The 24,888-nt window shown below is 63.5% G+C and carries 30 protein-coding genes and 1 pseudogene; 21 read left to right on the top strand and 10 right to left on the bottom strand.

What is annotated here, in order from left to right:
- Positions 1-7: 7 nt before the first annotated feature.
- The 5 genes from AC1DZU_RS12625 to AC1DZU_RS12605 all read right to left on the bottom strand — a co-directional run bounded on the left by AC1DZU_RS12625 (position 8) and on the right by AC1DZU_RS12605 (position 3,961).
- Complete coding sequence (locus AC1DZU_RS12625; RefSeq protein ID WP_477285007.1) at positions 8-745, bottom strand: class I SAM-dependent methyltransferase; 738 nt, start codon at positions 743-745, stop codon at positions 8-10.
- Positions 746-754: 9 nt separating this feature from the next.
- Positions 755-1,306 carry a phosphotransferase-like protein gene (locus AC1DZU_RS12620; protein WP_477285005.1) on the bottom strand — a complete coding sequence of 184 codons (552 nt, stop codon included), beginning with the start codon at positions 1,304-1,306 and terminating at the stop codon, positions 755-757.
- Positions 1,307-1,353: 47 nt separating this feature from the next.
- Positions 1,354-2,208, bottom strand: a complete 855-nt coding sequence (locus AC1DZU_RS12615) for a transglycosylase SLT domain-containing protein (protein ID WP_477285003.1) — start codon at positions 2,206-2,208, stop codon at positions 1,354-1,356.
- A gap of 5 nt (positions 2,209-2,213) precedes the next feature.
- Entirely contained in the window at positions 2,214-3,464 is a 1,251-nt protein-coding gene (gene ispG / locus AC1DZU_RS12610; protein WP_095089394.1) for a flavodoxin-dependent (E)-4-hydroxy-3-methylbut-2-enyl-diphosphate synthase, read from the bottom strand.
- Between the two features lie 317 nt (positions 3,465-3,781).
- The gene (locus AC1DZU_RS12605; protein ID WP_027023510.1) at positions 3,782-3,961 is read right to left on the bottom strand and encodes a YdcH family protein; all 180 of its coding nucleotides are present in this window, start codon (positions 3,959-3,961) and stop codon (positions 3,782-3,784) included.
- Between the two features lie 242 nt (positions 3,962-4,203).
- Here AC1DZU_RS12605 and AC1DZU_RS12600 point away from each other — a divergent pair, with 242 nt between their 5' ends.
- Positions 4,204-4,407, top strand: a complete 204-nt coding sequence (locus tag AC1DZU_RS12600) for a YdcH family protein (protein WP_095089397.1) — start codon at positions 4,204-4,206, stop codon at positions 4,405-4,407.
- 37 nt (positions 4,408-4,444) lie between these two features.
- On the opposite strand, the gene AC1DZU_RS12595 is transcribed toward AC1DZU_RS12600, so the two are convergent.
- Positions 4,445-5,233: an IclR family transcriptional regulator gene (locus AC1DZU_RS12595; protein ID WP_477285001.1), complete on the bottom strand. Its 789-nt coding sequence runs from the start codon at positions 5,231-5,233 to the stop codon at positions 4,445-4,447.
- A 130-nt stretch (positions 5,234-5,363) separates the two neighbouring features.
- Between AC1DZU_RS12595 and AC1DZU_RS12590 the strand changes: the two genes are divergently transcribed.
- From AC1DZU_RS12590 to AC1DZU_RS12525, 14 genes are all read left to right on the top strand, one after another.
- Positions 5,364-6,236, top strand: a complete 873-nt coding sequence (locus tag AC1DZU_RS12590; RefSeq protein ID WP_095089400.1) for a transporter substrate-binding domain-containing protein — start codon at positions 5,364-5,366, stop codon at positions 6,234-6,236.
- Positions 6,237-6,313: 77 nt separating this feature from the next.
- Positions 6,314-6,979, top strand: a complete 666-nt coding sequence (locus tag AC1DZU_RS12585; RefSeq protein WP_477284998.1) for an amino acid ABC transporter permease — start codon at positions 6,314-6,316, stop codon at positions 6,977-6,979.
- Position 6,980: 1 nt separating this feature from the next.
- Positions 6,981-7,631: an amino acid ABC transporter permease gene (locus tag AC1DZU_RS12580; RefSeq protein ID WP_477284996.1), complete on the top strand. Its 651-nt coding sequence runs from the start codon at positions 6,981-6,983 to the stop codon at positions 7,629-7,631.
- 2 nt (positions 7,632-7,633) lie between these two features.
- On the top strand, positions 7,634-8,428 hold the full coding sequence (locus tag AC1DZU_RS12575; protein WP_477284994.1) for an amino acid ABC transporter ATP-binding protein: 795 nt from the start codon (positions 7,634-7,636) through the stop codon (positions 8,426-8,428).
- A gap of 36 nt (positions 8,429-8,464) precedes the next feature.
- The gene (locus AC1DZU_RS12570) at positions 8,465-8,926 is read left to right on the top strand and encodes a RidA family protein (protein WP_477284992.1); all 462 of its coding nucleotides are present in this window, start codon (positions 8,465-8,467) and stop codon (positions 8,924-8,926) included.
- Between the two features lie 23 nt (positions 8,927-8,949).
- On the top strand, positions 8,950-10,155 hold the full coding sequence (locus AC1DZU_RS12565) for an aminotransferase class V-fold PLP-dependent enzyme (protein ID WP_477284990.1): 1,206 nt from the start codon (positions 8,950-8,952) through the stop codon (positions 10,153-10,155).
- A gap of 149 nt (positions 10,156-10,304) precedes the next feature.
- Entirely contained in the window at positions 10,305-10,505 is a 201-nt protein-coding gene (locus tag AC1DZU_RS12560) for a plastocyanin/azurin family copper-binding protein (RefSeq protein WP_095089408.1), read from the top strand.
- 46 nt (positions 10,506-10,551) lie between these two features.
- Positions 10,552-11,091, top strand: a complete 540-nt coding sequence (locus AC1DZU_RS12555) for a sigma-70 family RNA polymerase sigma factor (RefSeq protein ID WP_095089628.1) — start codon at positions 10,552-10,554, stop codon at positions 11,089-11,091.
- Entirely contained in the window at positions 11,088-11,999 is a 912-nt protein-coding gene (locus AC1DZU_RS12550) for an anti-sigma factor family protein (RefSeq protein WP_477284987.1), read from the top strand. Before AC1DZU_RS12555 ends, AC1DZU_RS12550 begins: the two co-directional genes overlap by 4 nt.
- Positions 12,000-12,161: 162 nt before the next feature.
- Positions 12,162-13,151, top strand: coding sequence for a sugar phosphate isomerase/epimerase family protein (locus AC1DZU_RS12545; protein WP_477284985.1), 990 nt, complete (start codon positions 12,162-12,164; stop codon positions 13,149-13,151).
- A 13-nt stretch (positions 13,152-13,164) separates the two neighbouring features.
- A complete protein-coding gene (locus AC1DZU_RS12540) occupies positions 13,165-14,040 on the top strand; it encodes a MurR/RpiR family transcriptional regulator (protein WP_477284983.1) in 876 nt (291 codons plus the stop codon).
- Positions 14,037-14,936, top strand: coding sequence for a ribokinase (locus AC1DZU_RS12535; RefSeq protein WP_477284981.1), 900 nt, complete (start codon positions 14,037-14,039; stop codon positions 14,934-14,936). Before AC1DZU_RS12540 ends, AC1DZU_RS12535 begins: the two co-directional genes overlap by 4 nt.
- Before the next feature lie 116 nt (positions 14,937-15,052).
- Positions 15,053-15,550 (top strand): 5-(carboxyamino)imidazole ribonucleotide mutase, encoded by a 498-nt coding sequence (purE, locus tag AC1DZU_RS12530; protein WP_477284979.1) that lies wholly within the window; start codon positions 15,053-15,055, stop codon positions 15,548-15,550.
- The gene (locus AC1DZU_RS12525; protein ID WP_477284977.1) at positions 15,547-16,623 is read left to right on the top strand and encodes a 5-(carboxyamino)imidazole ribonucleotide synthase; all 1,077 of its coding nucleotides are present in this window, start codon (positions 15,547-15,549) and stop codon (positions 16,621-16,623) included. The genes purE and AC1DZU_RS12525 overlap by 4 nt, the downstream gene beginning before the upstream one ends.
- A 15-nt stretch (positions 16,624-16,638) precedes the next feature.
- Here the strand turns inward: AC1DZU_RS12525 and AC1DZU_RS12520 are convergent, their stop codons facing one another.
- On the bottom strand, positions 16,639-17,061 hold the full coding sequence (locus AC1DZU_RS12520) for a lysozyme inhibitor LprI family protein (protein ID WP_477284975.1): 423 nt from the start codon (positions 17,059-17,061) through the stop codon (positions 16,639-16,641).
- A gap of 240 nt (positions 17,062-17,301) precedes the next feature.
- Here AC1DZU_RS12520 and ykgO point away from each other — a divergent pair, with 240 nt between their 5' ends.
- From ykgO to AC1DZU_RS12505, 3 genes and pseudogenes are all read left to right on the top strand, one after another.
- Positions 17,302-17,427 (top strand): type B 50S ribosomal protein L36, encoded by a 126-nt coding sequence (ykgO, locus tag AC1DZU_RS12515; RefSeq protein ID WP_006327841.1) that lies wholly within the window; start codon positions 17,302-17,304, stop codon positions 17,425-17,427.
- 112 nt (positions 17,428-17,539) lie between these two features.
- Positions 17,540-18,145: a tetratricopeptide repeat protein gene (locus AC1DZU_RS12510; RefSeq protein WP_477284973.1), complete on the top strand. Its 606-nt coding sequence runs from the start codon at positions 17,540-17,542 to the stop codon at positions 18,143-18,145.
- 124 nt (positions 18,146-18,269) lie between these two features.
- Positions 18,270-19,335, top strand: a pseudogene (locus tag AC1DZU_RS12505) (alpha/beta fold hydrolase).
- 33 nt (positions 19,336-19,368) lie between these two features.
- Here the strand turns inward: AC1DZU_RS12505 and pyk are convergent.
- The gene (pyk, locus tag AC1DZU_RS12500; protein ID WP_477284971.1) at positions 19,369-20,805 is read right to left on the bottom strand and encodes a pyruvate kinase; all 1,437 of its coding nucleotides are present in this window, start codon (positions 20,803-20,805) and stop codon (positions 19,369-19,371) included.
- Positions 20,802-21,206, bottom strand: coding sequence for a DUF1036 domain-containing protein (locus AC1DZU_RS12495; RefSeq protein WP_477284969.1), 405 nt, complete (start codon positions 21,204-21,206; stop codon positions 20,802-20,804). The genes pyk and AC1DZU_RS12495 overlap by 4 nt, the downstream gene beginning before the upstream one ends.
- Before the next feature lie 329 nt (positions 21,207-21,535).
- Here AC1DZU_RS12495 and AC1DZU_RS12490 point away from each other — a divergent pair, with 329 nt between their 5' ends.
- The 3 genes from AC1DZU_RS12490 to AC1DZU_RS12480 all read left to right on the top strand — a co-directional run bounded on the left by AC1DZU_RS12490 (position 21,536) and on the right by AC1DZU_RS12480 (position 23,973).
- A complete protein-coding gene (locus tag AC1DZU_RS12490; protein WP_477284967.1) occupies positions 21,536-22,333 on the top strand; it encodes an N-formylglutamate amidohydrolase in 798 nt (265 codons plus the stop codon).
- Between the two features lie 18 nt (positions 22,334-22,351).
- A complete protein-coding gene (locus AC1DZU_RS12485) occupies positions 22,352-22,660 on the top strand; it encodes a DUF1244 domain-containing protein (protein ID WP_477284965.1) in 309 nt (102 codons plus the stop codon).
- A gap of 131 nt (positions 22,661-22,791) precedes the next feature.
- Entirely contained in the window at positions 22,792-23,973 is a 1,182-nt protein-coding gene (locus AC1DZU_RS12480) for an MFS transporter (RefSeq protein WP_477284963.1), read from the top strand.
- On the opposite strand, the gene AC1DZU_RS12475 is transcribed toward AC1DZU_RS12480, so the two are convergent.
- Complete coding sequence (locus tag AC1DZU_RS12475; protein WP_477284961.1) at positions 23,931-24,845, bottom strand: LysR family transcriptional regulator; 915 nt, start codon at positions 24,843-24,845, stop codon at positions 23,931-23,933. The two genes, AC1DZU_RS12480 and AC1DZU_RS12475, sit on opposite strands and share 43 nt — an antisense overlap.
- Positions 24,846-24,888 lie beyond the last annotated feature (43 nt).

The following is a 24,888-nucleotide window of genomic DNA, read 5'->3' as shown; positions in this document are numbered from 1 at the left end:
TGACGGATCAGCGCAGCCGGCCAATCGGGATGATTTCGGGAGAAGTGGCGACATAAGGCTCGCCACCCCAGTCGCCGAGCCATTGCTCCACCAGCAGGCCGGCCTCATCCAGCATCCTGGCAAGATCTTCCTTCTCCGGGAAAGCGATTTTCGATTCGGCGCCCACAACCGGTCTGCCGCCTGGAATTTCATAGAAGGTTGAATAGGTGACGACGCCAGTGGCGGCATCGCGTTCAACGTCGTTCCAGGCCTTGACCGTGCCGAGACCGGGATGCGCCAGCATCCGTTCGGAGCGCTGCGGCGTCCATTCACCCCATTCTTCAACAGCGGGATTTCGGGTGTCGAAAATGAAGCGCCCACCCGGTGCGAGATGCACGGCGATGGTGCGCAGCACCGCCGCCTGATCCTTGGCCGTCAAGAAGACCTGGAAGGCATGTCCGGTAAGCAGCACCAGATCGAAGTGCTGCCCGAGCCGAACGGTTCGCGCATCTCCCTCGACCCAGTCGACCTTGTTTCCGTCGGGTCTGCCGCGCCCGACATCGAGCATCGGCGATGCAGGATCGACGCCGGTGACGTTGCGTCCTTTGCTGAGCGCTGCGGCCAGTTGCCCGGTGCCGCAGCCGAGATCAAGAACCGAGCGGGCATTGCCGGCGAATTCAACGCAATAGTTGAAATCGTCGCCGCCTGTATTCTCGATATCGTAAAACTGGACGAGGTCCGGATCGCTGTAGAGTCTGTCGGTCATGGCGGTCGCCTATAGCTGAAATCTCTGCTGGATGCGACGGGCACATTCCAGCGGCGTAAGCAGGCTGGTGTCGACTTCGAGATCGTAGTCTATGTCCTTGTGCACGCGCTCATATTGCCAGCGCGCCAGACCCGACATGCGATCGGCACGCTGGGCTTCGCGCGCCTCCAGCACCTCCAGCGGCGCCAGGACAGCAACCACATGGAGGTCGAAGGCCGACAGCAGTTCGAGATATTCGGACATTTCACCGTTGCAGAGCACCTCGTCGACGATGAGGTTGTTGCCTTGCCCGGCCATCGCGGCGATGGCGTGGCGCATGCCGCGCAGGGTTCGCGCCCCCACCGGTCCGGCTCTGATCACGACCGCAGGCTTGCCGTCCTGCCGGATGGTCTCATAGGAAAAGCCGTCCGCATGGTCCTGCAAGGCGTTGGGCAGCATCTCGATGAAAGTGTCCATCTGGACATGCAGGAAGGGCGCGGCGGTGATCTGTTGCAACGCCCTGGCGATGGAGCTCTTGCCGGCACTGCCGACGCCATTGAGCAGAATGATGCTGGCTTTCACTTCAGCGCCCCCTTTTCGGTCAGAACATCCTGCCCGCCACGGTCAGACTACCGGTTGCGCACCACCACGCACGCTCCGCCGACGCTTTGCAATTTCTGGCAGATGACATTGGCGGCGGCGCGGTCGTCGACACCGATCCTGACCGCGTAGATGCCGCGCCGGCCGATCGGCGTGCGCACCCGGCTGACCACCGGATCATGCCCGCTGAGCAGGGCCGGAAACCGGCTCCTGACCCGCAGCCACTGGCTGATCGCGGCGCTGCGGCGGAAGTTGCCGGCCACCTGGATGCCCCATGGTTTTATGTTGATCGAGGCCATCGCCACGGTCTGCGACATGATCACCGGCAGCCTGCGGCAAGCGACGGCAAAATCTGCCTTCTGATCGAGCGGCTCGACCTTTCCGGCATAGGCCGCATCGGTGAACTTATCGACCGGCTCGCCCATGATGTCGAATACGTAGCTCTCGGTCTCCATCGGCAGGAAGCCGCCGGAACCGAGCCAGCGCGACACCCGGCTTTCGCCGGCATTGTAGGCGGCCGCCGCCAGGCCGAGGTTGCCGTAGGCGCCCTTCATCTCGGCGAGATATTTCGCCGAGGCCGGGATCGCCTGGTTGATGTCGAAGGAGTTGGCAAGGCCGCGCATCTTGGCGGTGCCCGGCATGAACTGGGCGATGCCTTCGGCGCCGACCGGACTGACGGCGTTGGGATCGAAGCGACTTTCCTTCCAGATCAGCCGGGCGAAGAAATCCCTGGGCAGGCCGTTCTGGTCGGCATGGGCCTGGATCAGGTTGCAGACCTTGTCGATGAGCCGCTGCTTGGCGGATTGCGGTGGGTCTGCCTGAACCAGCGTCGACCAGCCCACTCCGCATAGCAAGATCAGCGCCACCCAGAGGAAACGCTGCATCACGCCTACTCGGCCGCGGCCTTGCCGCGACCAAACCGTTGCTCGATATAGTCTGCGACCATTTTTTCGAAATCCGCCGCGATCGACGGCCCGCGCAGCGTCGCTGCCTTCTTGCCGTCGACGAAGACAGGCGCCGTTGGCGTTTCGCCGGTGCCGGGCAGCGAAATGCCGATATCGGCATGCTTGGACTCACCCGGGCCGTTGACGATGCAACCCATCACCGCGACCTTGAGGTTTTCGACGCCGGGATATTTTTCGCGCCACACCGGCATGTTCTTCCTGAGATCCGCCTGGATGTTCTGGGCAAGTTCCTGGAACACGGTGGAGGTCGTTCGGCCGCAGCCCGGACAGGCCGCGACGATCGGCACGAACTGCCTGAACCCCATCGTCTGCAGCAGTTCCTGCGACACCTGCACCTCACGTGTACGGTCGCCGTTCGGCTCCGGCGTCAGCGAGATGCGGATGGTGTCGCCGATGCCTTGCTGGAGCAGGATGCCCATGGCGGCGGACGAGGCCACGATGCCTTTCGAACCCATGCCGGCCTCGGTCAGGCCAAGATGCAGCGCGTGGTTGGAGCGGGTGGCAAGCTCGGTATAGACGGCGATCAGGTCCTGCACGCCGCTGACCTTGGCCGACAGGATTATTTTTTCACGACCAAGGCCGATCTCTTCCGCCATTTCGGCCGACAGGATCGCCGACTGCACGATCGCCTCGCGCGTCACTTCCTGCGCCGTCAGCGGAAAGCCCTTGGCCTGGTTGTCGTCCATCAGCCGGGTCAAAAGCTCCTGGTCAAGCGAACCCCAGTTGACGCCGATGCGCACCGGCTTGTCATATTTGATCGCCATCTCGACGATCGCCGCGAACTGCCGATCCTTCTTGTCCTTGAAGCCGACATTACCCGGATTGATGCGGTATTTGGCCAGCGCCTCGGCGCAGGCCGGATGGTCGGCCAAAAGCTTGTGGCCGATATAGTGGAAATCGCCGACCAGCGGAACGTCGACGCCAAGCCGCGCCAGCCTTTCGTGGATGCGCGGCACGGCCGCAGCGCTCTCGTCGCGATCGACGGTGATGCGCACGATCTCGGAGCCGGCGCGGTGCAGCGCCGCAACTTGCGCAACCGTCTGGTCGACATCGGCCGTATCGGTATTGGTCATCGACTGCACGACAACCGGCGCGCCGCCGCCGACGACCACGCCGCCGACATCGACGCCGACCGAGGTGCGGCGGGGGAAGGGAGAGGAAAAATATCCGGTCATGCCCGGCAGCCTTTTGTCTCTGGAGCGTCATGCGTCCGCTAGGACGCACACAAACGCCCCGGGCCGATGCGCTAAAGTCCGGGCATGAGGTGGAGGAGCAAAGATGGCTTGTCAATGGCGACAGGTCGCCACTGGCCGCATTTGGCCCGCCGCCGGGATCAAAAACAATCCGTGATCCGGCGACGGCCGAAGCGAAAATTGACCTGAACGGATGTCCAGCCTGGGCGATCGCCGCGCTGGAAATCAAAACCCACCACACCGGCGACAATTGCCGCCGGCAAAGGCCGTGGATCGTGATCGTCTATATCAGGAGGGCATCAATGCGTTGTCGGTTGTGCTCTCAGTTTTTCAATCTCGTCCTTGAGTGCCAGCTTGCGTCGCTTGAGATTCACGATTTCAAGGTCGTCCACCGACGGGTGGTTCATCGCGTCATCGATCTCGCGCTCGATGTCGCCGTGTTTCCGCTGCAACTCATCAAGATGGGAAGCAAGAGACATGATTGGTTCTCCCTTTCATGGTTTTCCTCGATTGCAACCGTCACGGCGCGTCCACCGCAGGTTCGCTTCTGTGACGGCACAATGACACTGTGCCACCATCCGACGGCGATGTCGAATGCTGCGTGGTAGCATTCCACGACAATGTGAAATGTGATATGGGCTGCGCGCCAGCGACAGAAGTTGCCGGTCCCGCCCAATCAGGCCCAGTTTTTGGGCGCCGCAGACGTGCAGACGGTTAAAGAATGTCCGATCAGGAACAGGCCGATATTCGCCTCGAATTTTCCCGGCTGAAGCAGGAACACGCCGATTTCGATGCGGCGATCAACGCGATGATCGCCACGAACTGCGACCCGCTGCAGATCCAGCGCATGAAAAAGAAGAAGCTGTTCCTCAAGGACCGGCTGATGGCGCTGGAAGACAAGATCATCCCCGACATCATTGCGTGAGAAGGCGGAGCCGGGGTCGATCCTGATCGCTTTGCGGCTATCCGGCGATCGAAAGCCTGGCGGCGCGGTCGCGCAGCAGACCGATGAGACTGCCGGTCCGCTCCTCGGACGTGTCGATGGGAACCACCAGGCACATCGTCGCCTCGACCTTGCCAGGTCCTGAAAAGACGGGCGCGGCGAGGCATTTCGTGTACGCATCGACAAGGCCCGAGGTGACGCAATAGCCTGTGGCTTCGGCCTTCGCTATGTCGGCGATGAAGTCGTTGAGAAGCAATCTGCGGCCGTCCGGCAGGACGAGATCGTCTTCGGACACCATGTCTTCGATCTGGGCCAGTTGGAAGCCCGCCAGCAGCAGCCGTCCCGAAGCGGTCCAGGGCAGCGGTATCTGCAGGCCGGTGGCGGAGCTAATGCGGAACGGCCTGGTGCCCGGGCTTGAATGGACGATCGTATAGCGGCCGCTCTGCAGCATACACAGTTCCGAGGTCTCGCCCGTTTCGCGCGATAGATTGTCGACCTCCTGACGCCCGCGCCTCAAGAGGTCGTTGCCCCGCACATAATCCATTCCGTAGAGATAGAGCTTCTTGCCGAAATAGACGCGATTGCCGTCGCCGGCCATTTCCAGCAGGCCGGCATCCACCAGCGACCGCACAAGCGTGTAGGTCGTCGAGCGGGGTGCGTTCACCCCCTTGGCAAGATCGCCAATGCCGATCGCGCGCTGCGTCGTGTGCAGAAATTCCAGGATCTCGAGGACCCGGTTGAGGCCTTTTTCGCGGGAGCCCGAAATCTTCTCGTCGGCTGAAACTGCTGGGGCATTGCCGTCTTGCATTGTCGATCCCTGGTGCTAGTATCCGTCTTGTACAGGATACATACGTCTCTTGTAAGAGACAATCGCTCTGAAAATCGACGATGCGTGAATTTCCTGTGCATAGGGGAACACAACACGAAAGGAGGTCGCCGTGAACGACACATCCGGAAGACGTGATTTTCTGAAATTTGGAATGGCGGGACTGGCCACGGCTGGCGTGCTTGCAACCGTCGATGCCCAGAAGGCTGCCGCTCAGGCAGCATCCGACAGCCTGCTGCGCACCGTGCTCGACCGCGGCAAGCTGATTGTCGGCACTGGCAGCACCAATGCGCCCTGGCACTTCGAAAACGATGCCGGCGAACTGGTCGGCATGGACATCACCATGGGACGTATCCTGGCCAAGGGCCTTTTCGACGATCCGACCAAGGTCGAGTTCGTCATGCAGGATCCGGCGCAGCGCATTCCGAACGTCACCACCAACAAGGTTGACATCACCATCCAGTTCATGACGATGAGCGCCCAGCGCTCGCAGCTCATCAACTTTTCCCGGCCTTACTATGTCGAAGGCGTCGCGCTGCTGACCCTTCCCACCGCCGAGAACAAGACCTTCGACAAATTGCTTGCCGCTGGTTCGGCGACACGCGTCTCGATCCTGCAGAACGTCGATGCCGAAGCATCGGTGCACATAGCTCTGCCGCAGTCGCAGGTGATGCAGATCGACACCCAGGCCAACGTGTTGCAGGCACTGGAAGCCAAGCGTGTCGACGCTGCCGCGGTGGATCTTTCGACCGTGCGTTGGCTTGCCTCGCGCAATCCGGACAAATACTTCGACGCCGGCAAGAGCTGGTTCTCGATGCTGTACGGTGCAGCACTCCGGCAAGGCGATCTCGACTGGCTGACCTTCGTCAATCAGACCTTCACCATCGCCATGTTCGGTCACGAAACGGCGCTCTACGACGCGGCGTTCAAGGATTACTTCGGACAGGAGCCGCCAGCTCGCCATCCTGGTTTTCCAGTCATCTGATCCAGTTGGCGGAAGGGCGGCATTCAGCGCCCTTCCGCCAGCTTCTCCTCGACGGCCCTTCGCACTGAGGCTGACGCATGGGCTATGCCCTCAATTTCAACCTGATCTGGCGGCATTTCGACAAGCTGTGGGGCGGACTGCTGCTCAGTCTCGAACTGGCCGTCATCTCGATCGTTATCGGCATCGTCATCGGCTTGGTTCTGGCGGTCTGGTACGTCTCGGCCGGGCGCGTGGTGCGCACAATCATCGCTGCCTACGTCGAATTCATCCGCAATGTGCCGCTGATCTTGCTCGTCTATCTGGTGTTCTACGGCCTGCCGACGGTGGTCGATCTCGCCTACAGCGCCCCGACCTCGTTCATCTTGACGCTATCGGTCTATAGCGGCGCCTATCTGGTCGAGGTGTTCCGCTCCGGGCTCGAAGCCGTCCCACGTGGGCAGCTTGACGCCGGCAAGGCGATTGGCCTGACGCCGTGGCAGCGGCTGGTCCATGTGCGCCTGCCGACCATGCTGCGCATCACCTTGCCGGCGCTGTCCAACACCTTCATCTCGCTGTTCAAGGACACTTCGATCGCCTCGGTCATTTCGGTACCGGAGCTGACCTACGGCGCCCAGTGGATCAATTTCAACACCTTCCGCATCGTCGAGGTCTACCTGGTGACGACGGCGATGTACCTGTTGACCGGCTACGCGCTGCTTTTCGGGCTGCGGCTCGTCGAGCGCCGATTCAGGGCGGCGCGCTGACATGCTCACCCAGATCGCCTATGCCTTGCCGTTTCTCGCCCAGGGCTTCGCCTTGACCTTGTGGGTGTCGCTTCTGGTCGTGGTCCTGTCGCTCATCGCCGGTGTCCTGCTAGGCGTCGGCCTGGTTTATGGTCCCGCGCCGCTGCGCTGGGCGGTACGCATCTTCAGCGACACGATCCGCGGCATTCCGATCCTGGTGCTAATGTTCTTCGTCTATTACGGCCTGCCCGCGATCGGGCTTCATCTGCCGTCGTTCTGGGCCGCCGTGCTTGCTCTCACTTTGTTCAAGACGGCGCAGGTCATCGAGTATCTCAGGGGTGCAGTCGGCTCGATCCCGAAAGGGCAGTCGGAAGCAGCGATGGCGATCGGGCTGACCTTTCGCCAGCGCCTGGCCTACGTCATCTTCCCGCAGGCGTTCAGGCGCTTCCTGCCTCCCTGGATCAACGGCGTCACCGATGCGGTCAAGGGCAGCGCACTGGTGTCGCTGCTCGGCATCACCGACCTGATGCAGGCCATCAACCAGGTCATCGGCCGCACCTACGAGGCCATGCCACTCTATATTCTCGGTGCGCTCATCTACTTCGCGGTCAACTATGCCCTTTCGCTCGCCAGCCGGCAGCTCGAGCGGCGTTTCTCCTTCATCCGGGAATAGCGATGTCCACAAGTTCGAACGACACCCCGGCCCTTCTCGACGTCAGCGACGTTTCCAAATCCTTTGGCACCGTCCAGGTCCTGCGTTCGGTCAGCTTGCAGGTGGCGCGCGGCGAGGTGGTGACGGTCATCGGCCCCTCGGGCAGCGGCAAGACCACCCTGCTGCGTTGCGTCAACTTCCTGGAGAGCTACGACAGCGGCTCGATCCGCATCGACGGCAAGGAGGTGGGCTTTCGCGACCCGGGAACCCGTCAGCGCCGCAGCGAACGCGATCTCGCCGCGATGCGCGCAGAAACCGGGATGGTGTTCCAGAGCTTCAACCTGTTTCCGCACCTGACGGCGGCCGGTAACATCATGCTCGGGCTGCGCAAGGTGCGTGGAAAAAGCGAATCCGAGGCGCGCTCGATCGCCGAGCACTGGCTCGGCCGCGTCGGCCTCGCCCACAAGGCCGACAGCCTCCCCGCCGAACTGTCAGGCGGCCAGCAGCAGCGCGTCGGTATTGCGCGGGCCGTGGCTATGGAGCCGAAGATCCTGTTGCTTGACGAGATAACCTCGGCGCTCGATCCCGAGCTCGTCGGCGAAGTGCTGGCCGTCGTGCGCAGCCTCGCCGAGGACGGCATGACCATGCTGATGGTGACGCATGAGATGGCCTTCGCCCGCGATGCTTCGAGCCGCATTGTCTTCATGGCCGATGGTGGCGTCAGCGCCGTCGGCCCACCGAAGGAGATTCTCGCGGCAGAGACCACCAACGAGCGCCTCCGCACTTTCCTGGCGCGCTTTCGCGCCTCGCATTTCTGACACTGGACAGCGAAAGCTGTTCGCAAGGAGCATTTGATGACGCCCTACATCCGGCTCGCCGAACTCGGCTTGACGCTGCCCGAGCCGCCGACCCCGATCGCCAACTTCGTCACCCATGCCGAAAGCGGGCGGTTGATTTTCCTGTCCGGTCAAGGACCGCTGCGGGCCGACGGCACGCTGTTCACCGGCAAGGTGGGAGACGATGTCACCGTCGAGGAGGCCTATCAGCATGCCCGCCTCACTGGCCTCAATCTCCTCGCCGTCATGCACGCGGCCGCCGGCGACCTCGGTCGCATCGTGCGCATCGTCAAGCTGCTCGGCTTCGTCAACGCGACACCGACCTTCAGCGATCACCCAAAGGTGGTCAACGGTTGTTCCGACCTGTTCGCCGATGTCTTCGACAATATCGGCGGTCATGCCCGCTCGGCGATCGGGGTCGGCTCCTTGCCCGGAAATATCACCGTCGAAATCGAGGCGGTCGTCGAGATCGCCGCCTGACCTTTAGAAATGGAATCCGAGAGATGAACACCTATTCCGCCGACGGCTCCAACACCACCATCCGCGAACGGCTCGGCCTTCGCCCGATCATCAATGTTTCCGGCACGATGACTGCGCTTGGCGCATCGATCATCGTCCCGGAAGCGATCAGCGCCATGGCTGAAATGGCTTCGCAATGGGTGGAGATGGACGATCTGCAGCGCGCCGCAAGCACGGTCGTTGCCCGCCTCACCGGTGGCGAGGCCGGTTTCATCACCGCTTGCTGCGCCAGCGGCATCACCATGGCGATCGCCGGCGCGATGACGGGAACCAATCTGCTCGCCATCGAGCGCCTGCCGGACGACACCGAGGGTCTCAAGTCTGAAGTCATCGTCCAGCTCGGCCACATCGTCAATTACGGCGCGCCGATCGACCAGTCGATCCGGCTGGCCGGAGCAAGGACCATTGCCGCCGGCACGGTCAGCGTGACCCAGGACTATCATGTGCGTGACGCGATCCGCGACCGCACGGCGGCGGGCCTCTATGTCGTCGCGCACCACACAGTGCAGTACGGCATGCTGTCGCTGGAGGAATTCTGCGAAATCTGCCACGCCAAGGGCGTCCCGGTGATTGTCGACGCCGCTTCCGAGTATGATCTGCGCGGCTTCCTGGAGCGCGGCGCCGACATCGTCATCTACAGCGGACACAAATTCCTCAGCGGACCGACCAGCGGCATCGTCACCGGGCGCAAGGATCTGGTGCGCGCCGCCTATCTGCAGAACCGCGGCGTCGCACGCGCCATGAAGGTCGGCAAGGAGAGCATCGCCGGCGCCATGGCGGCACTGGAAGCCTGGGAAAAGCGTGACCATGCCGGCATCCGCCGGCGCGAGGAAGCAGCCCTCAACATATGGAAGGACACGTTGCAGGGACTGCCGGGCATCGTTACGCAGATCATCCCTGATCCGACCGCCAATCCGCTCGACCGGCTGCAGATCTTCGTGTCGCCCGAGAGCCGGTTCACCGCCGCCGGCCTCGCCTCGGCCCTGGCGGCAGGCCCGCCGCCCATCATCGTGCGCAACCACGAGGTGGAGCGCGGCCATTTCTTCCTCGACCCGTGCAATCTGCACCCTGGCGAAGCGGAGATCGTCGCCGAAAGGCTGCGAACCGTATTGACCGCGGCCGACCGGCCCGTCGACGCCATGAAGCCTGCCCGCAAGGATTCATCCGGCTCATTGCGCTGGCCGGATTGAGCGCCAAACCGACATACATCCAAAAATGCACCGGCTACGACCGGCTGATCACGCGACTGTGAACGGCCGCATTTGCATGCGGTGGGAATAAACCATCACTGGAACAAGTCTCCTCGACATACGCCATTGCAGGCGTTGAGGAGCCTGACATGCCCCATCATTGCGAGGATGACAGCGACCATGGCACCAGCTGTCGTCTCGCGCCGGAGTGCATGATCGTCGTCAGTCCCTCCCCCAAGGCGCTTGACACCGGTGACACATATGAATTCACCTTCACCAAAGCAGGCGACTTTGCCTATTTCTGCGGGCTCCACCCGCACATGCAGGGCAAGATCACCGTCGCGCCTTGAGGGCGCATGGCAGAACCTTCCCGGAGTGCCGGATCATGCTGCGGTGTTGAGCGAGAAGGCCCTGGCCGAGCGCTTCGGTGAGGTGGTGCTGCCCCATCTCGGCGATGCGCTTGCGCTCGCCCGCTGGTTGACCGGCAATGCCGCCGATGCCGAGGATGTTGTGCAGGAGGCCTGCGTGAAGGCACATGCCGGCATTGCCGGTTACGCCGGCGGCAATGCCCGCGCCTGGCTGCTGACCATCGTGCGCAACACCGCCTACACCTGGATGTCGCGCAACCGGCCGCGCGCCATGCTCGCCGTCGGCGACCTCGGCGATCTCGACGAGATGGCAGCGGCGCACGGTACCAGGCTGCCGGACGAAGACGGTCCGGAGGCGAGCCTGATCGCCAGGGCCGACACGGCGGCACTGGAGGCGGCGATCGCGGCACTGCCGCAGCCGTTTCGCGAGACGCTGGTGCTGCGCGATATCAACGGCCTCAGCTATCGCGAGATAGCGGCGATGCTCGGCGTGCCGATGGGCACCGTGATGTCGCGGCTGGCCCGTGCCCGCGGCCTGCTTGTGTCTGAACTGGGGAGAGCGCCATGACCAACCATGACGACGGACTGCCCAACGATCCCGAAGGTATCAGGCTGATGATCCATGCCCTCGTTGATGGTGAGCTTGACGCGGCTGCAGTGCTGGCGGTGGAGCGGCGCATCGCCGCCGACCCGCAGCTTGCCCACGAGCACGCTCGCATCGTCGCCTTGCATGCGGCAGTCAGCCGCTTGCCGCGCCCCGATGTCAGCGATGCCTTTCAGGCCCGCATCGCGGTGATCGGTATGTCAGCCACGACACAGCAGACGCAAAACGAGCCGGCGGAGCCGCAGCAGGGCGCGCCGCCGGCACAACCAGGGTTGATTGCCTCCATCGGTGGAGGCCAGAGGCGAGACGCAGGAACACGTCCGTCGCAGGCACGGGTCCTGCCAAGGGCGCGCCGCTTCGGCTCGTTCGACTGGCGTGCCATGGCAGCGTCGATCATGATCAGCGCCGTGCTGGCAAGCGGCGCGACGCAATGGGTGATGGTCAACAGCGTGTCCGACAGCTTTGCCGCGGCGGTCGCCAGCGGCCATCGCCGCAGCCTGCTTGCGGCGAGCCCGATCGACATCGTCTCGTCCGACCGCCACACGGTGAAGCCGTGGCTCGATGCCCGGATCGGCGTGTCGCCGCCGGCGCCGGACCTCGCCCAGGATGGCTACGCATTGATCGGCGGCCGGGTCGAGGTGATCGCCGACCGGCCGGTACCGGCGCTGGTCTACCGCCACCGTGAGCATCTGATCACGCTGGTCGCCGAACCGCAGCAGGGCGGCGGCATCACAGCACCTGTCGACCTTTCGTCAGGCGGCTTCTCGCTGGTGCACTGGAGCGACGGCGCGTTCTCCTACTGGGCGATCTCCGACATGGAGCGCCCCGAACTCGACGACTTCGTCGCCCGCTTCCGCAAGGCGGCGGTGTGAGGACAGCTCCCGCCCACTGAAACCACGCCTGACACGCTCTCCACCCTATGGTGCCTGCGCATTGCGCGGCGAACCGGATTGCCAATTCTCACGAGCCCCTCCAAACAATAACTTTACAAATATTTGTTCTTGTGTGAAGTTATGAACGTTGAAGGGTCGATCATGACAGCCAATCGTTTCGCCACGCGCCTGAATTCCTTTGCCTCACGGCCACAGGCCGAATGGCCTCACCTCACCGGCAAACCGTCGCTGATGCAGATGGCCGCGCGCGCCGCGAAAGTTGCCGGGTTGACCGACCTCGATTTGAATTTCCCCGACCATGTCAGCGAAAGGCCGGCTGAAATCGCGCGGAACCTTGGCAACCTTGGCCTTTCCATCAATGGTTTCGCCATGCGCTATTACTCCAACCCGGCCTTCAAGCTCGGCGCGTTCACCAATCCGGATCCGGCGGTACGCCGTGAAGCCATCGACCTGACCAAGGCCGGCATCGACGCCGCACGCGAGGCCGGCGCCAATCTAATGACGCTGTGGCTCGGACAGGACGGATTCGATTACGCCTTCCAGGCCGATTATGCGACTCTCTGGCAGCACGAAATCGACGGAATTCGTGAAGTTGCGACCCATGACCCCGGCTGCCAGATCAGCCTGGAGTACAAGCCCAACGAGCCGCGCTCCTATAGCCTGATGCCGGACGCGGCGACGACCTTGCTGGCAATCCGCGAAGTCGGCCTGCCCAATCTCGGCGTCACGCTCGATTTCGCCCATGTGCTCTATGCCGACGAGCAGCCGGCCTTCGCCGCCGCCCTGGTGGCACGCCACAGCAAACTGCTCGGCGTACATCTCAATGATGGCTACGCCAAACGCGACGACGGCCTGATGGTCGGCGCCGTGCATACGCTGCAGACCATCGAACTGCTCCGGCAGATCCGCAGGGACGGCTACGCCGGCGCCATCTATTTCGATACCTTCCCCGACATGACCGGTCTCGATCCGGTGCATGAGTGCGAGGTCAATATTGCCACCGTCACGCGCATGCTGCGGGTCGTCGACCGGATCGACCAGGACAACCGGCTGTCGGCCGCCATCGGGCGCCAGGACGCCGTGACGTCGCAGGCCATCATCCAGGAAATCATGCTCGGGCCTGACTTATGACGAGGGGGCTTGGATGACCTTGAGCGGGCTGGACCTGAAGGCGGTGGGACCGCGCATCCGCATGATGATGCCGCATCTCACACCGCTGGAGGCGAAGGTGGTGGAAACGGTCTTTGGCCGGCGCGGCTTCGACGAGAGCGTTCCGCTGAAGCAGATCGCCGAGGAATCCGGCGTGTCGGAAGCGATGGTCGTCAAGATCGCCAAGAAGCTCGGCTTCTCCGGCTATCGCGACTTCCGTACCGCCGTCTATGAATACAGCCGGCTGCCTACCGCCGAGATGCACCAGGAACTGTCGTCGGACGACAGTTCGGCCGAGATCGTGCAGAAGGTGTTCCGCACCTCCATCCAGGCGTTGGAGGAGACGCTGGCCATCCTCAATATCGAGGATTTCGACCGCGCCGCCGACCTTCTGTACCGCGCCGGGACTCGTGACTTCTACGGCGTCGGCGGTTCGGCGCAGATCGCGCGCGACGTCTCGCACAAATTCCTGCGCATCGGCATCCGCACGAATGTCTTTGACGACTCGCACATGATGCTGATGTCGGCCTCGCTGCTTGGCCCAGACGACATCGCCGTCGGCTTCTCGCATTCCGGCAATACGTCGGCCGTTATCGACGCCATCCAGCTTGCCCGCAAGAACGGTGCCCGCACCCTGGCCATCACCAACTACGACACCTCGCCGCTGGCCGCGGTCGCCGACGTCGTGCTGTGCTCAACTGCGCAGGGTTCGCCGCTGATGGGGGAGAACGCGGCGGCGCGCATCGCCCAGCTCAACATTCTCGACGCGTTGTTCGTCGCGGTGGCGCAGCGCGACTACCAGGCCGCCGAGCGCAATCTCGGTTGCACCATGTCGGCGGTGGCATCGAAACGAAAAGACCGGGGCTCATGACGCTGTCGACAACGCCGCTGGTCACCGTGTTCGGCAGTCTGCACTACGACATCATGGTCGACGCCCCCGACCGCCCGCGCAAGGGCGAAACGGTGACCGGCCATGCCTGGCACCCGAAATGCGGCGGCAAGGGCGGCAACCAGGCGGTCTCAGTGGCAAGGGCAGGTATGCGCGTGGCGATGATCGGCGCCGTCGGCGATGACGATTTCGGCACGGCGCTACTGGCCAATCTCGATCGTGCAGGCGTCGACCGTCGCTTCGTTCGGGTGACGCCGGGCGCCGGCTCCGGCATGAGCGTGGCCATCTTCGACGAAAGCGGTGACTACGGCGCGGTGATCGTTTCGGGCAGCAATCTCACGCTGGGCGACAGGGACATCGCGGCCGCCTTCGAGGTCGTGACACAAACGTCCGTGCTGCTTTTGCAGAACGAGGTACCGGAAGCCGCTAACATTGCCGCCGCACGCGAGGTGAAGAGACATGGCGGCCGCGTCCTGCTCAATGCCGCCCCCGCGCGCAAACTCTCCAGCGAACTGAGCGCGCTCGTCGACATCCTGGTGGTCAACGCCATCGAGGCAGAATTCCTGACCGGCCTGGCGGTGGTCGAAACACTGGAAGGTGCCGCGCAAGCGGCGCGACTTCTGGTCGATCTCTGCCCAACCGCAATCGTCACGGTGGGCGGCGAGGGCGTCGCTTGTTGCGACCGGAGCGGTGCGGCCTTCGCGTTGCCAGCCATCCCGGTCAAGGTCGGCAGCACGCATGGCGCGGGCGATGAATTCGTTGGTGCGCTGGCCGCGGCACTTGCCCGTGGCGAGGCCGTGCGGGCCGCCGTCACCGCCGCCAACGCCGCTTCGGCCTTGCTGGTCTCGACACCAGAGGCCGAGCGCGGCGGCATCTGATATCTCGGCTCCAGAGGAGCACTTTTCGTCTTGCCGAACGACAGCGTCCGCCACGTATCCTTGCGGCTTCGCCCGAATTCCGCTAAGGCGCGCCTTTGTCGCCGGGGAGCAAGGACTTGGACGATCAACGCGCCGATGTCGCCATCATCATGGGCAGCCAGTCCGACTGGGCGACCATGCGCCATGCGGCTGAAACGCTGGAGGCGCTCGGCATCCCGCACAAGCGGCTGATCGTCTCCGCGCATCGCACACCCGACCGTCTCTATGAATTCGCCAAGGGCGCCAAGGCTGCCGGTTACAAGGTGATCATCGCCGGTGCCGGCGGCGCGGCGCACCTGCCCGGCATGACCGCTGCGATGACGCCGCTGCCGGTGTTCGGCGTGCCGGTGGAATCGAAGGCGCTCTCGGGGCAGGATTCGCTGCTCTCCATCGTCCAGATGCCGGCCGGCATTCCCGTCGGAACGCTGGCCATCGGCAGGGCCGGTGCGACCAACGCTGCACTTCTGGCTGCCGCCGTGCTCGCGCTTTACGACGACAAGCTTGCGACGCGGCTGGATGCCTGGCGCGCCTCGCAGACCGCCAAGGTCGCGGTCGAACCGACGGATGCACCGTGAGCCTGCCCGCTGGATCGACCATCGGCATCATTGGCGGCGGCCAACTCGGCCGCATGCTGGCGATGGCGGCCGCTCGCCTTGGCTACCGCACGGTGGTGCTGGAGCCGCAAGCGGATTGCCCCGCAGCACAGGTCGCCAACCGGCAGATAACGGCTGCCTATGACGACTCGGCCGCACTTGCCGAGCTGGCTGCGGCAAGCTCCGTCATCACCTACGAGTTCGAGAACGTGCCGGTTGCGGCTGCCAGCGCACTGACCACCAAGGTTCCGGTCTATCCGCCGGCTCGCGCGCTTGAAGTCGCGCAGGACCGGGTGAGCGAGAAGACATTCCTCAATGGCATCGGCATTGCCACGGCGGATTTCCGCCCCGTCGACAATGACGGCGAGCTGACGGCGGCGCTGAAAGCATTTGGCGGCAGCGGCATCCTGAAGACGCGGCGCATGGGCTACGACGGCAAGGGCCAGCGCGTCTTCCGCAACATGGAGGCTGGCGGTTTCGCCGGTACTTGCGAGGCGATGGGCAATGTACCGCTGATCCTGGAGAGCTTCGTGCCGTTCGAGCGCGAGATTTCGGTGATCGCGGCGCGAGGGCTGGACGGCGCCGTCGCCGCCTACGATCCGGCCGAAAATGTCCACCGCAAAGGCATACTCCACACATCGACCTTGCCGGCCGCCATTAGGCCCGAGACAGCCGCTGCGGCACAGGCGGCAGCATCGAAGATATTGTCGGCGCTCGACTATGTCGGCGTCATCGGCGTCGAGTTCTTCGTGCTGCCCGACGGTTCGCTGCTGGCCAACGAGATCGCTCCGCGGGTGCACAATTCCGGCCATTGGACGGAAGCCGCCTGCATCGTCTCGCAGTTTGAGCAGCACATACGCGCCGTCGCCGGCTTGCCGCTGGGAGACCCGAAGCGCCATTTTGACTGCGTGATGGAAAACCTGATCGGTGACGATGTGCTGCGTGTCGCCGAATTGCTCGCCGAGCCCGATCTGATGCTGCATCTGTATGGCAAGGCCGAGCCCCGGCCCGGCCGCAAGATGGGCCATTTCACCCGGGTCAGCCTTCGCGCCTGACTTCACAAACCCGCGTTATTGTACGTCACCGCTCTCGTCCTCGTCAGGACTGGCGCAACTCGCGTCACCCTCCTCGCAATTGGCCGCGGCAGCGAGCTGCTTGGTGCGGTCATTGGTCATTCTGGTCAGGCATTGCGAAACTTCCATCGAATGGATCGAGCCGCCCGCGCTGGCCGCGGTCGAGTGAGCGCATTCGGCGTCGCGGAAGGCGATCCAGGCGCGTTGCGCCGCCTGCAGCAACTTCTTGCTGTCGGCATCATCCGAGCTGATGAGGTCCTGGTAGGCCTTGTTCAGCCTGGCGTCGGCTGCCTGGTAGTCCACCCCGGCACAGATGTTCATCATCTGCTGGCTGTCGTCGCTGCGGTCGCATTCCTGCGCCCGGGCAGCCGAAGCTCCCGCCAGCAAGACAAGGCAGGCGGACAGGAAAATTCGGCGCATATTCATCCCCAAATCACTTCATGGCCGCCGCATCATCCCAGCCGGCTGGAGGCCGCGCAATGCCGCCAGGCCGACATGGCGGATATTTGATGATATGGCGGGTTCGCCCTGTTATAGAGCACGCTTGCGGTTGACACGGACAAGGCTCCTCGTTTATGAGCCACCCACAGTTCAAAGGCGCGTCTTCTGGCGCGCCTTAAAATTTCGACCCGGACCGGGTCCACACCGACAGGCAAGACCATGAAGATCAAGAATTCGCTCAAGGCGCTGAAGGCGCGTCATCGCGACAACCAGCTGGTTCGCCGCAAGGGCCGCGTCTACATCATCAACAAGACCGCCCCGCGCTACAAGGCACGCCAAGGCTGAGCTTTCGGCCGGAGGCTTCGTGCCTCCGCCGGTTGATGCTTGTCGTCGGTCCGCCGACCTTCTCACGCTAAAATCACTTTGATGTTCCGCCGCCCGGGATTAGAGTCGGGCGATGCGGATTCTTTTTGCATTTCTGGCGATCTTCCTCGTTTCCGGTGCCGTCGCCTTACCGGCTCGGGCGGATGATCAGGCGGCTGCGCCGGCGGCCCCGGATGCCCCACCGCCGGTGATGACGAAACAGGCCCATCTCGACCAGCTGTTCAGCGACCTGAAGCACGAGCGCAACGAAAAGGCTGCCGAGCGCATTGCTGGCAACATCTGGAACGAGTGGTTCCAATCCGGCAGCGCCTCGATCGACCTGATGATGATGTGGTCGCAAAAGGCCATCGAAGGCCAGAAGTTCGATGTCGCGCTCGATTTCCTCGATCAGGTGGTGACCCTGCAGCCGACCTATGCCGAAGGCTGGAACCGGCGCGCCACCGTGCATTTCATGATGAAGAACTATGGTAAGTCGATGTCCGACATCGACCATACGCTGCAGCTCGAGCCGCGCCATTTCGGAGCGCTGTCCGGCCTGGCGCAGATCATGGCCCTGACCGGCCACAAGCAATCGGCGCTCGAGGCCTGGCAAAAGGTGCTGGCCATCTATCCGATGATGCGCAGCGCCCAGGACCAGGTCGCCTCACTGTCGGAAGAGCTTGCCGGCGAAGGCATTTGATGCCTCTGATCTCCCAGCCGGGGTATGCTGAGATTCAGGTCAGGCCCGGCCGTATGCAGGCCAGCCCCACCTGAACATCAGCATGCCCCAGAACTAATTCCGCTCCAGCCCGTATTTTCCCCGCATGAACCTGATCTACGCTGCCCTCGCCTTCCTGATGGCGCTTGTCTTCGGCCTTGTTGGTGTCACCCGCGTCGGCTCATGGCTGATCGAGCGGCGCAATCCGCCGATCGGCGACTTCGCCGACATCAATGACGCCCGCATCCACTTTGTGCATGTTCCGGCGCCTGCGAACGCCACCCTGCCGCCTATCGTCTTCATACATGGCGCCAGCGCCAATCTCAGGGATCAGATGCCGCCGCTGCGGCCGTTGCTCGAAGGCCGCGCCGAAATGCTGTTCTTCGACCGGCCGGGGTTCGGCTGGTCGGGGCGTGGCCCGGGCAACAACGAAAGCCCGTCGGCCCAGGCCAACACCATCGCCGCGCTGATGGATCGTCTCGGCATGAAGAAAGCTGTCGTTGTCGGCCATTCCTTCGGCGCCGCCGCGACCACCGCGTTTGGCCGCGAGCATGCCGACAAGACGCTTGGGCTGGTCTTTCTTGCGCCGGCGACCCATCCCTGGCCCGGCGGCGCAACCTCCTGGTACTATGATCTGACGACCATTCCGGTGATCGGCTGGCTGTTCTCCGAGACGTTGAGCTATCCCGCGGGAACGCTGCAGATGGCTGATGCCACGACCTGCGTCTTCTCGCCCAACAAGGTGCCGGACAATTATCTCGCCACGGCCTCGATCCCGCTGGTGTTGCGGCCACCGGCCTTTCGCGCCAACGCCACCGACGTCGCCGGGCTCTATCGCTATGCCCTCGGTGCCGCCCCCCACTACGCCGAGATCAAGGCGCCGACCGTGGTCATTTCGGGCGACCGCGACAAGGTCGTCTATGCGGATTCACTCGGTCGGCCTCGTCCGCGACATTGCCGGCGCCGAGCTGGTCTGGGTGCACAATCTCGGCCATAAGCCGGACTGGATTGCCCCCGACCTGGTCGTCGGCGCGATCGAGAAGGCCGCCGGCAAGGATATCGACCTGCAGGCGATGGCCAGGGCCGTGGAGGCGCGCATTGCCGGCGACGCTTACGGCGCCGGCAAATGCGCCGACATCAAGGTGCCTCAGACCGAACTCGCGCCGACCTGATCACGCTTGCTCGTTCAGGCGAAGCGAACCTATCTACCGGCTACTCTGCACGTCGGACCCGACATAGGCGATGCGCAGCATGTTGGTCGAACCCGGGGTCCTCAGCGGCACGCCGGCGGTGATGATGACGCGATCGCCCGGCTTGCCGAAACCTTCGTCGAAGGCGATGCGGCAGGCGCGGTTGACCATGTCGTCGAGGTCGCTGGCATCGGGCGAGACAACGCAATGCGTGCCCCACAGCAGCGACAGCCGCCGCGCCGTGTTGACGATCGGCGACAGCGCGATGATCGGCACTTGCGGCCGCTCGCGGGCGGCGCGCAGGCCGGTTGTGCCGGACGCCGTATAGGTGATGATCGCCGATAGTTTCAGCGTCTCGGCGATTTCGCGGGCGGCCAGCGAAATGGCGTCGGCGCCGGTTGCTTCCGGCTCGGAGCGCTGCGCGTTGATGATCCCGGCATAGGTCGGATCGGTTTCGACCTTGGTGGCGATGCGGTCCATCATCGCCACCGCTTCGACCGGATAGGCGCCGGCGGCCGACTCCGCCGACAGCATGATGGCGTCGGCGCCTTCGAAGACGGCGATCGAAACATCCGACACCTCGGCGCGGGTCGGCACGGGAGCGGTGATCATCGATTCCAGCATCTGCGTTGCAACCACAACCGGCTTGCCGGCGCGGCGTGCAGCGCGCGTGATCTGCTTCTGGATGCCGGGCACCGCCTCGAGCGGCATTTCGACACCGAGATCGCCACGGGCGACCATCAGCGCGTCGGACAGTTCGATGATCTCGGCCAGCCGCGCAACGGCCTGCGGCTTTTCGATCTTGGCCATGATCAGTGCCCGGCCGCGCGCGATCTTGCGCGCTTCGGCCAGATCCTCCGGCCGCTGCACGAACGACAGCGCGACCCAGTCGACGCCTGTCGACAGCACTGCATCGAGGTCCTTGCGGTCCTTCTCGGTCAGCGCACCGACCGGCAGGTCGGTATCAGGCAGGCTGACGCCCTTTTTGTCGGAAATCGTGGTGCCGGCAATGACCGTGCAGACGATCGACTTGCCGTCACTTCTCACCGCCTTCAATTCGAGCTTGCCGTCGTCGATCAGCAAGCGATGACCGGCTTCGACCGAGCTCAGGATTTCCGGATGAGGCAGGTAGACCCTGGTTGATGTGCCCGGCTCGGGATTGTTGTCGAGCGTGAAGGTCTGGCCGACAGTCAGCACTTCCTTGCCATTGGCGAACTTGCCGACGCGCAGCTTCGGGCCTTGCAGGTCGGCCAGAATACCGATCGGCCGGCCGACCGCTTCCTCGACGGTACGGATGCGACCGACCAGCGTGCGCATCAGCTCGTGATCGGTATGGCTCATATTGATGCGGAACACATCGGCGCCCGCTTCGAACAATTTCTTCAGCATCTCCTCCGACGAGGAGGCCGGACCGATGGTGGCTAGGATCTTGACCTTGCGGCTACGTCTCATTGACTGTTTGTTCCCGGGGTGGCTGGAGCGCCTCCCGTTGCGGGCTCATCGGTCAGCTGGACCATCCAGCTTGCCTGTTCGCCCGTGTCATATTCCTGGAATCCGGCGCGCTGAAAGCCCCGGGCGACGCAATCGGTTACGCCGGCGATCTTGAACTCTTTTTCAGCCACGCACATGTTGATCGGGCCGTCCCAGCGCCCACCGCGTTCGGCGTCTTCTGCATAAAGATAGTAAAACCTTGATGACAGCGGCCCTTCGATCAGCGTCTTGCAGCTCGATCCTTCGATGTGCCACCAGCCCTCAGTGATCCAGCCGGCCTTGGCGCGATAGCCGATGCCGACGCCGACCAGGTTCTGCGTAGCGTTGCAGACACGGAAATCGGCACGGGCCGGCGAGGCCATGACCGTCGCCGACAGGCCCACGGCAAGGATCAGCAGCGGAATGGCAAAGGCAGAGCGCCTGCGCTGCCTGCCGGCGGAACCCATCCGAAAACCCCTCAAGAACCACATCTGCATCTCTCTGCGCCCCTTTTCGGAAAAGTCCGGGCGCATGTCAACGCGCCGTTTTGTCCAATTCCAATCGATTTAGAAAGGCTCCGGCGCACAATTCGCTGACTTCTGCCAGATTTCCCGGGAAACCTTGGCCAAACAACGGCATTGCGCAAGCGTCGTCTTCGTGGAATGACGATAGCACCCTCCCCGGAAGCCAGCGAACAGACCATTTCCCGCCAATGACCCGATCCACAGTTTTCGCGCCTTTCGACATCGTCGAAGGCGACCGCAAGCGAGGCATCGTGCTTCTGGGCGACCATGCCCGCCGCGATCTGCCGGAGGACTATGGCAGCCTCGGCCTGCCGGCGGCTGAGTTCGACCGTCACATCGCCTATGATATCGGCGTCGAGGCGGTGACGCGCGAACTGGCTGCCTTGCTCGGCGTGCCTGCGGTGCTCGCCAATTTCTCGCGGCTGCTGATCGATCCCAATCGCGGAGAAGACGATCCGACGCTCATTCGCCAGCTCTATGACGGCACGGTCGTGCCCGGGAACTACCCGATTGCTGCCGAGGAGCGCGAAAGGCGGCTCGACGCCTTTTACCGGCCCTATCACGACGCCGTCGGCGCCATGATTGCCTCGGTGGCGCAGGCCTCTGCCGAGACCCCCTTCATCTTCTCGGTGCATTCCTTCACGCCGGTCCTGCAAGGGATCCAACGTCCCTGGCATGTCGGTATCCTGTGGGATCGGGATGACCGGGTGGCGCGGCCGCTGATCGACATGCTGGCCGCTGACAAGAGCCTCGTGGTCGGCGACAACGAACCCTATGACGGTGCGCTGCGCGGCGATACCATGTACAAGCACGCCATCGTCAACGGCTTCGCTCATGCGCTGATCGAGATCCGCCAGGATCTGATATCGGACCAGGAGGGCGCGATCGCCTGGGCGCAGCGCCTGGCGCCGATCGTTGACGCGATCGACCGCCGTCCCGATATACATGTGGTCAAGCAATTCGGCTCCCGAACCGGACCGTTGTAGAGCCGCAAGGAGGTTTCGATGACCGAACTCAGTGACGAGCAGAAGCGCGATTTCGAGGCTGCGGCCTTTCGCCGGCTGGTCGAACACCTGCGCGAGCGCAACGACGTGCAGAACATCGACCTGATGAATCTCGCCGGCTTCTGCCGCAACTGCCTGTCGAACTGGTATCGCGAAGCAGCCGAGGCCGAAGGCGTCGGCCTGTCCAAGGACCAGTCGCGCGAGATCGTCTACGGCATGCCCTATGCCGAATGGCAGGCGCTCAACCAGACTGAGGCATCCGATGCCAAGAAGGCTGAATTCGAGGCACGGCGCCCTCGGGACCATTAGGTTACTGCCGACACCCTCGATCACTTCCACGACCAAGTTTGGCACAAACGCTTTCTCCGAGAGACTGCTTGACTGGAGATTGAATCGATCTAATTTGCCGCGCGAAGCCATTTTCTGACCGGATTCGCCTTATGAACGCGTCAAATGCCATGCTGACTGCCATTCGCGGACGATGGGCCGTGGCAGCCATTTTCCTCGCCAACGGCTTCCTCACCGGCAGCTGGGCGCCGCAGATTCCGGTGTTCCTGACCCGGCTGGAGATCACCAAGTTCACACTTGGCCTGCTGATCCTCCTGTTCGGCGCCGGCGCGGTCACCGCCATGACCTGGTGCGGCCACCTGATCTCGAAACATGGTTCGCGCACCGTGCTGCGCTGGTTCGGCCTTTGCGGCAGCCTCGGCCTGCTGGTGGTGGCGCTGGCCCCCAACGTGCCGCTGGCGGCCATCGCCATGTTCATCTTTGGCGGCTCGATCGGCGGCATGGACGTCGCCATGAATGCCAATGCGGTGGTGGTCGAAAGGCGGCTCTCGCGCGCCATCATGTCGTCCTCGCACGGCTTCTGGAGCCTTGGCGGTTTCGCCGGCGGCGGCCTCGGCGGCTTTGCCATCCAGCACTACGGCCACCTCGCCCACGCGGCGGTGGTGACGGCGCTCGCCTTCGCGGTGATCGCGGTGGCGGTTCGCCATCTGGTCGCCGAGGACAGGCCGCAGGCGACCGAGCATCATAAATTCGCGCTGCCGGCAAATCCGCTGGTCTACCTCGTCGGCCTGATGGCGCTGCTAACGATGATTTCCGAAGGCGCGGTGCTCGACTGGGCGGCACTGTATCTCAGGCAGGAACTCGGTGCAGACCTTGCCGTTGCCGGTCTTGCCTATGCCGCCTTCTCCGGTGTCATGGCGATCATGCGCTTCTTCGGCGACGGCGTTCGCAACCGCCTCGGCGCGGTGATGACGTTGCGCGCGTCGGCGCTCGTCGCTGCAGCCGGCATGCTGATCGCCGGACTGTCGCCCTCGCCCTGGCTTGCCATCGCGGCCTTCGCCTTGTGCGGCTTCGGCATCGCCAACATGGTGCCGATCATCTTTTCGGCCGGCGGCAACCAGGAAGGCATGTCGTCGGGCACCGGCATGAGCGTGGTCACCACCATGGGCTATTCCGGCATATTGGTGGCGCCGTCGGCGATCGGATTCGTTGCCGAGCATTTCAGCTTCGGCCCGATCTTCATTGCCATGTCGGCGCTGCTGGTCGTCGTGCTGCTGATGGCCGGGCTTGCTCACCGCGCCGAATTCGCTCCCGACGCCACGCCGGCCGAATAGCGTTTGAGTTCCTCGTAGAGGAAATCCGCCATGCGGCGGATGCGCACGCTGGTGCGCACGTCGCGATGCATGGCCAGCCACACCGGTAGCACCGGCAGCGGCAGGCCAGGCAGCACCTTTTCGATCAATGGATCGCGGTCGGCCAGCGGCTCCTGGGCGAGACCAATGCCGTTTCCCGCCCGCACAGCTTCCCACAAGACGATCTGGTTGTCGGCCCTGAAGCGGAAGCTGTTGCGGGTGACAGGGATGCCATACTGGGTGAAGCCCCTGATCATCTCGTCGCTGCGGTCGAAGCCGATAAGGGCGTGCTCGACAAGGTCGGCAGGCTGCAGCGGGCGGCCGCGCCTGTCGAGATAGGATCTGGCCGCGCAGGCGCAGAGCCTGATATCGCAGACCTTGCGCGCCAGCAACTCGTTCTGCCCGGGCTTGACCATGCGAATGGCGATGTCGGCATCGCGGCGCAACAGGTTCTCGACCTGGTTCGAGGCAACGATCTCGACCTCGATGCCGGGTTCCTCGATGCCGAGCCGCCCCGTTATCTCCGGCAGCACATAAGCCGCCACCACCTCGCTGGCGGCAATACGCACCGTGCCTTCGATAGCCTCGACCGACCCCAGCGCCAGCAGGGAAAAGGCGCTTGCCTGCTCGCTGACCGCCTTGCCGCGCTCGAACAGCGTGCTGCCGGCTTCGGTCAGTTCATAGCCGCGCCGCCCACGCCGAAACAGCGTGATATCAAGCGTCTGCTCGAGCTCGGCAATATGGCGGCCAAGCGTCGGCTGACTGGCCGAGAGCTTCCTAGCGGCGGCCGACAGGCTGCCGGTCTCCGCCACGGTGACAAAGCTCTTGATCAGGTTCCAGTCGATTTCTCTCATTCATTCATGAATATCAAATCCCCACGCGTGGTCAATTTCCATT

The sequence above is a fragment of the Mesorhizobium sp. P2_A12 genome (assembly GCF_056405075.1).
This window is presented reverse-complemented; position numbering and strand designations above follow the sequence as displayed.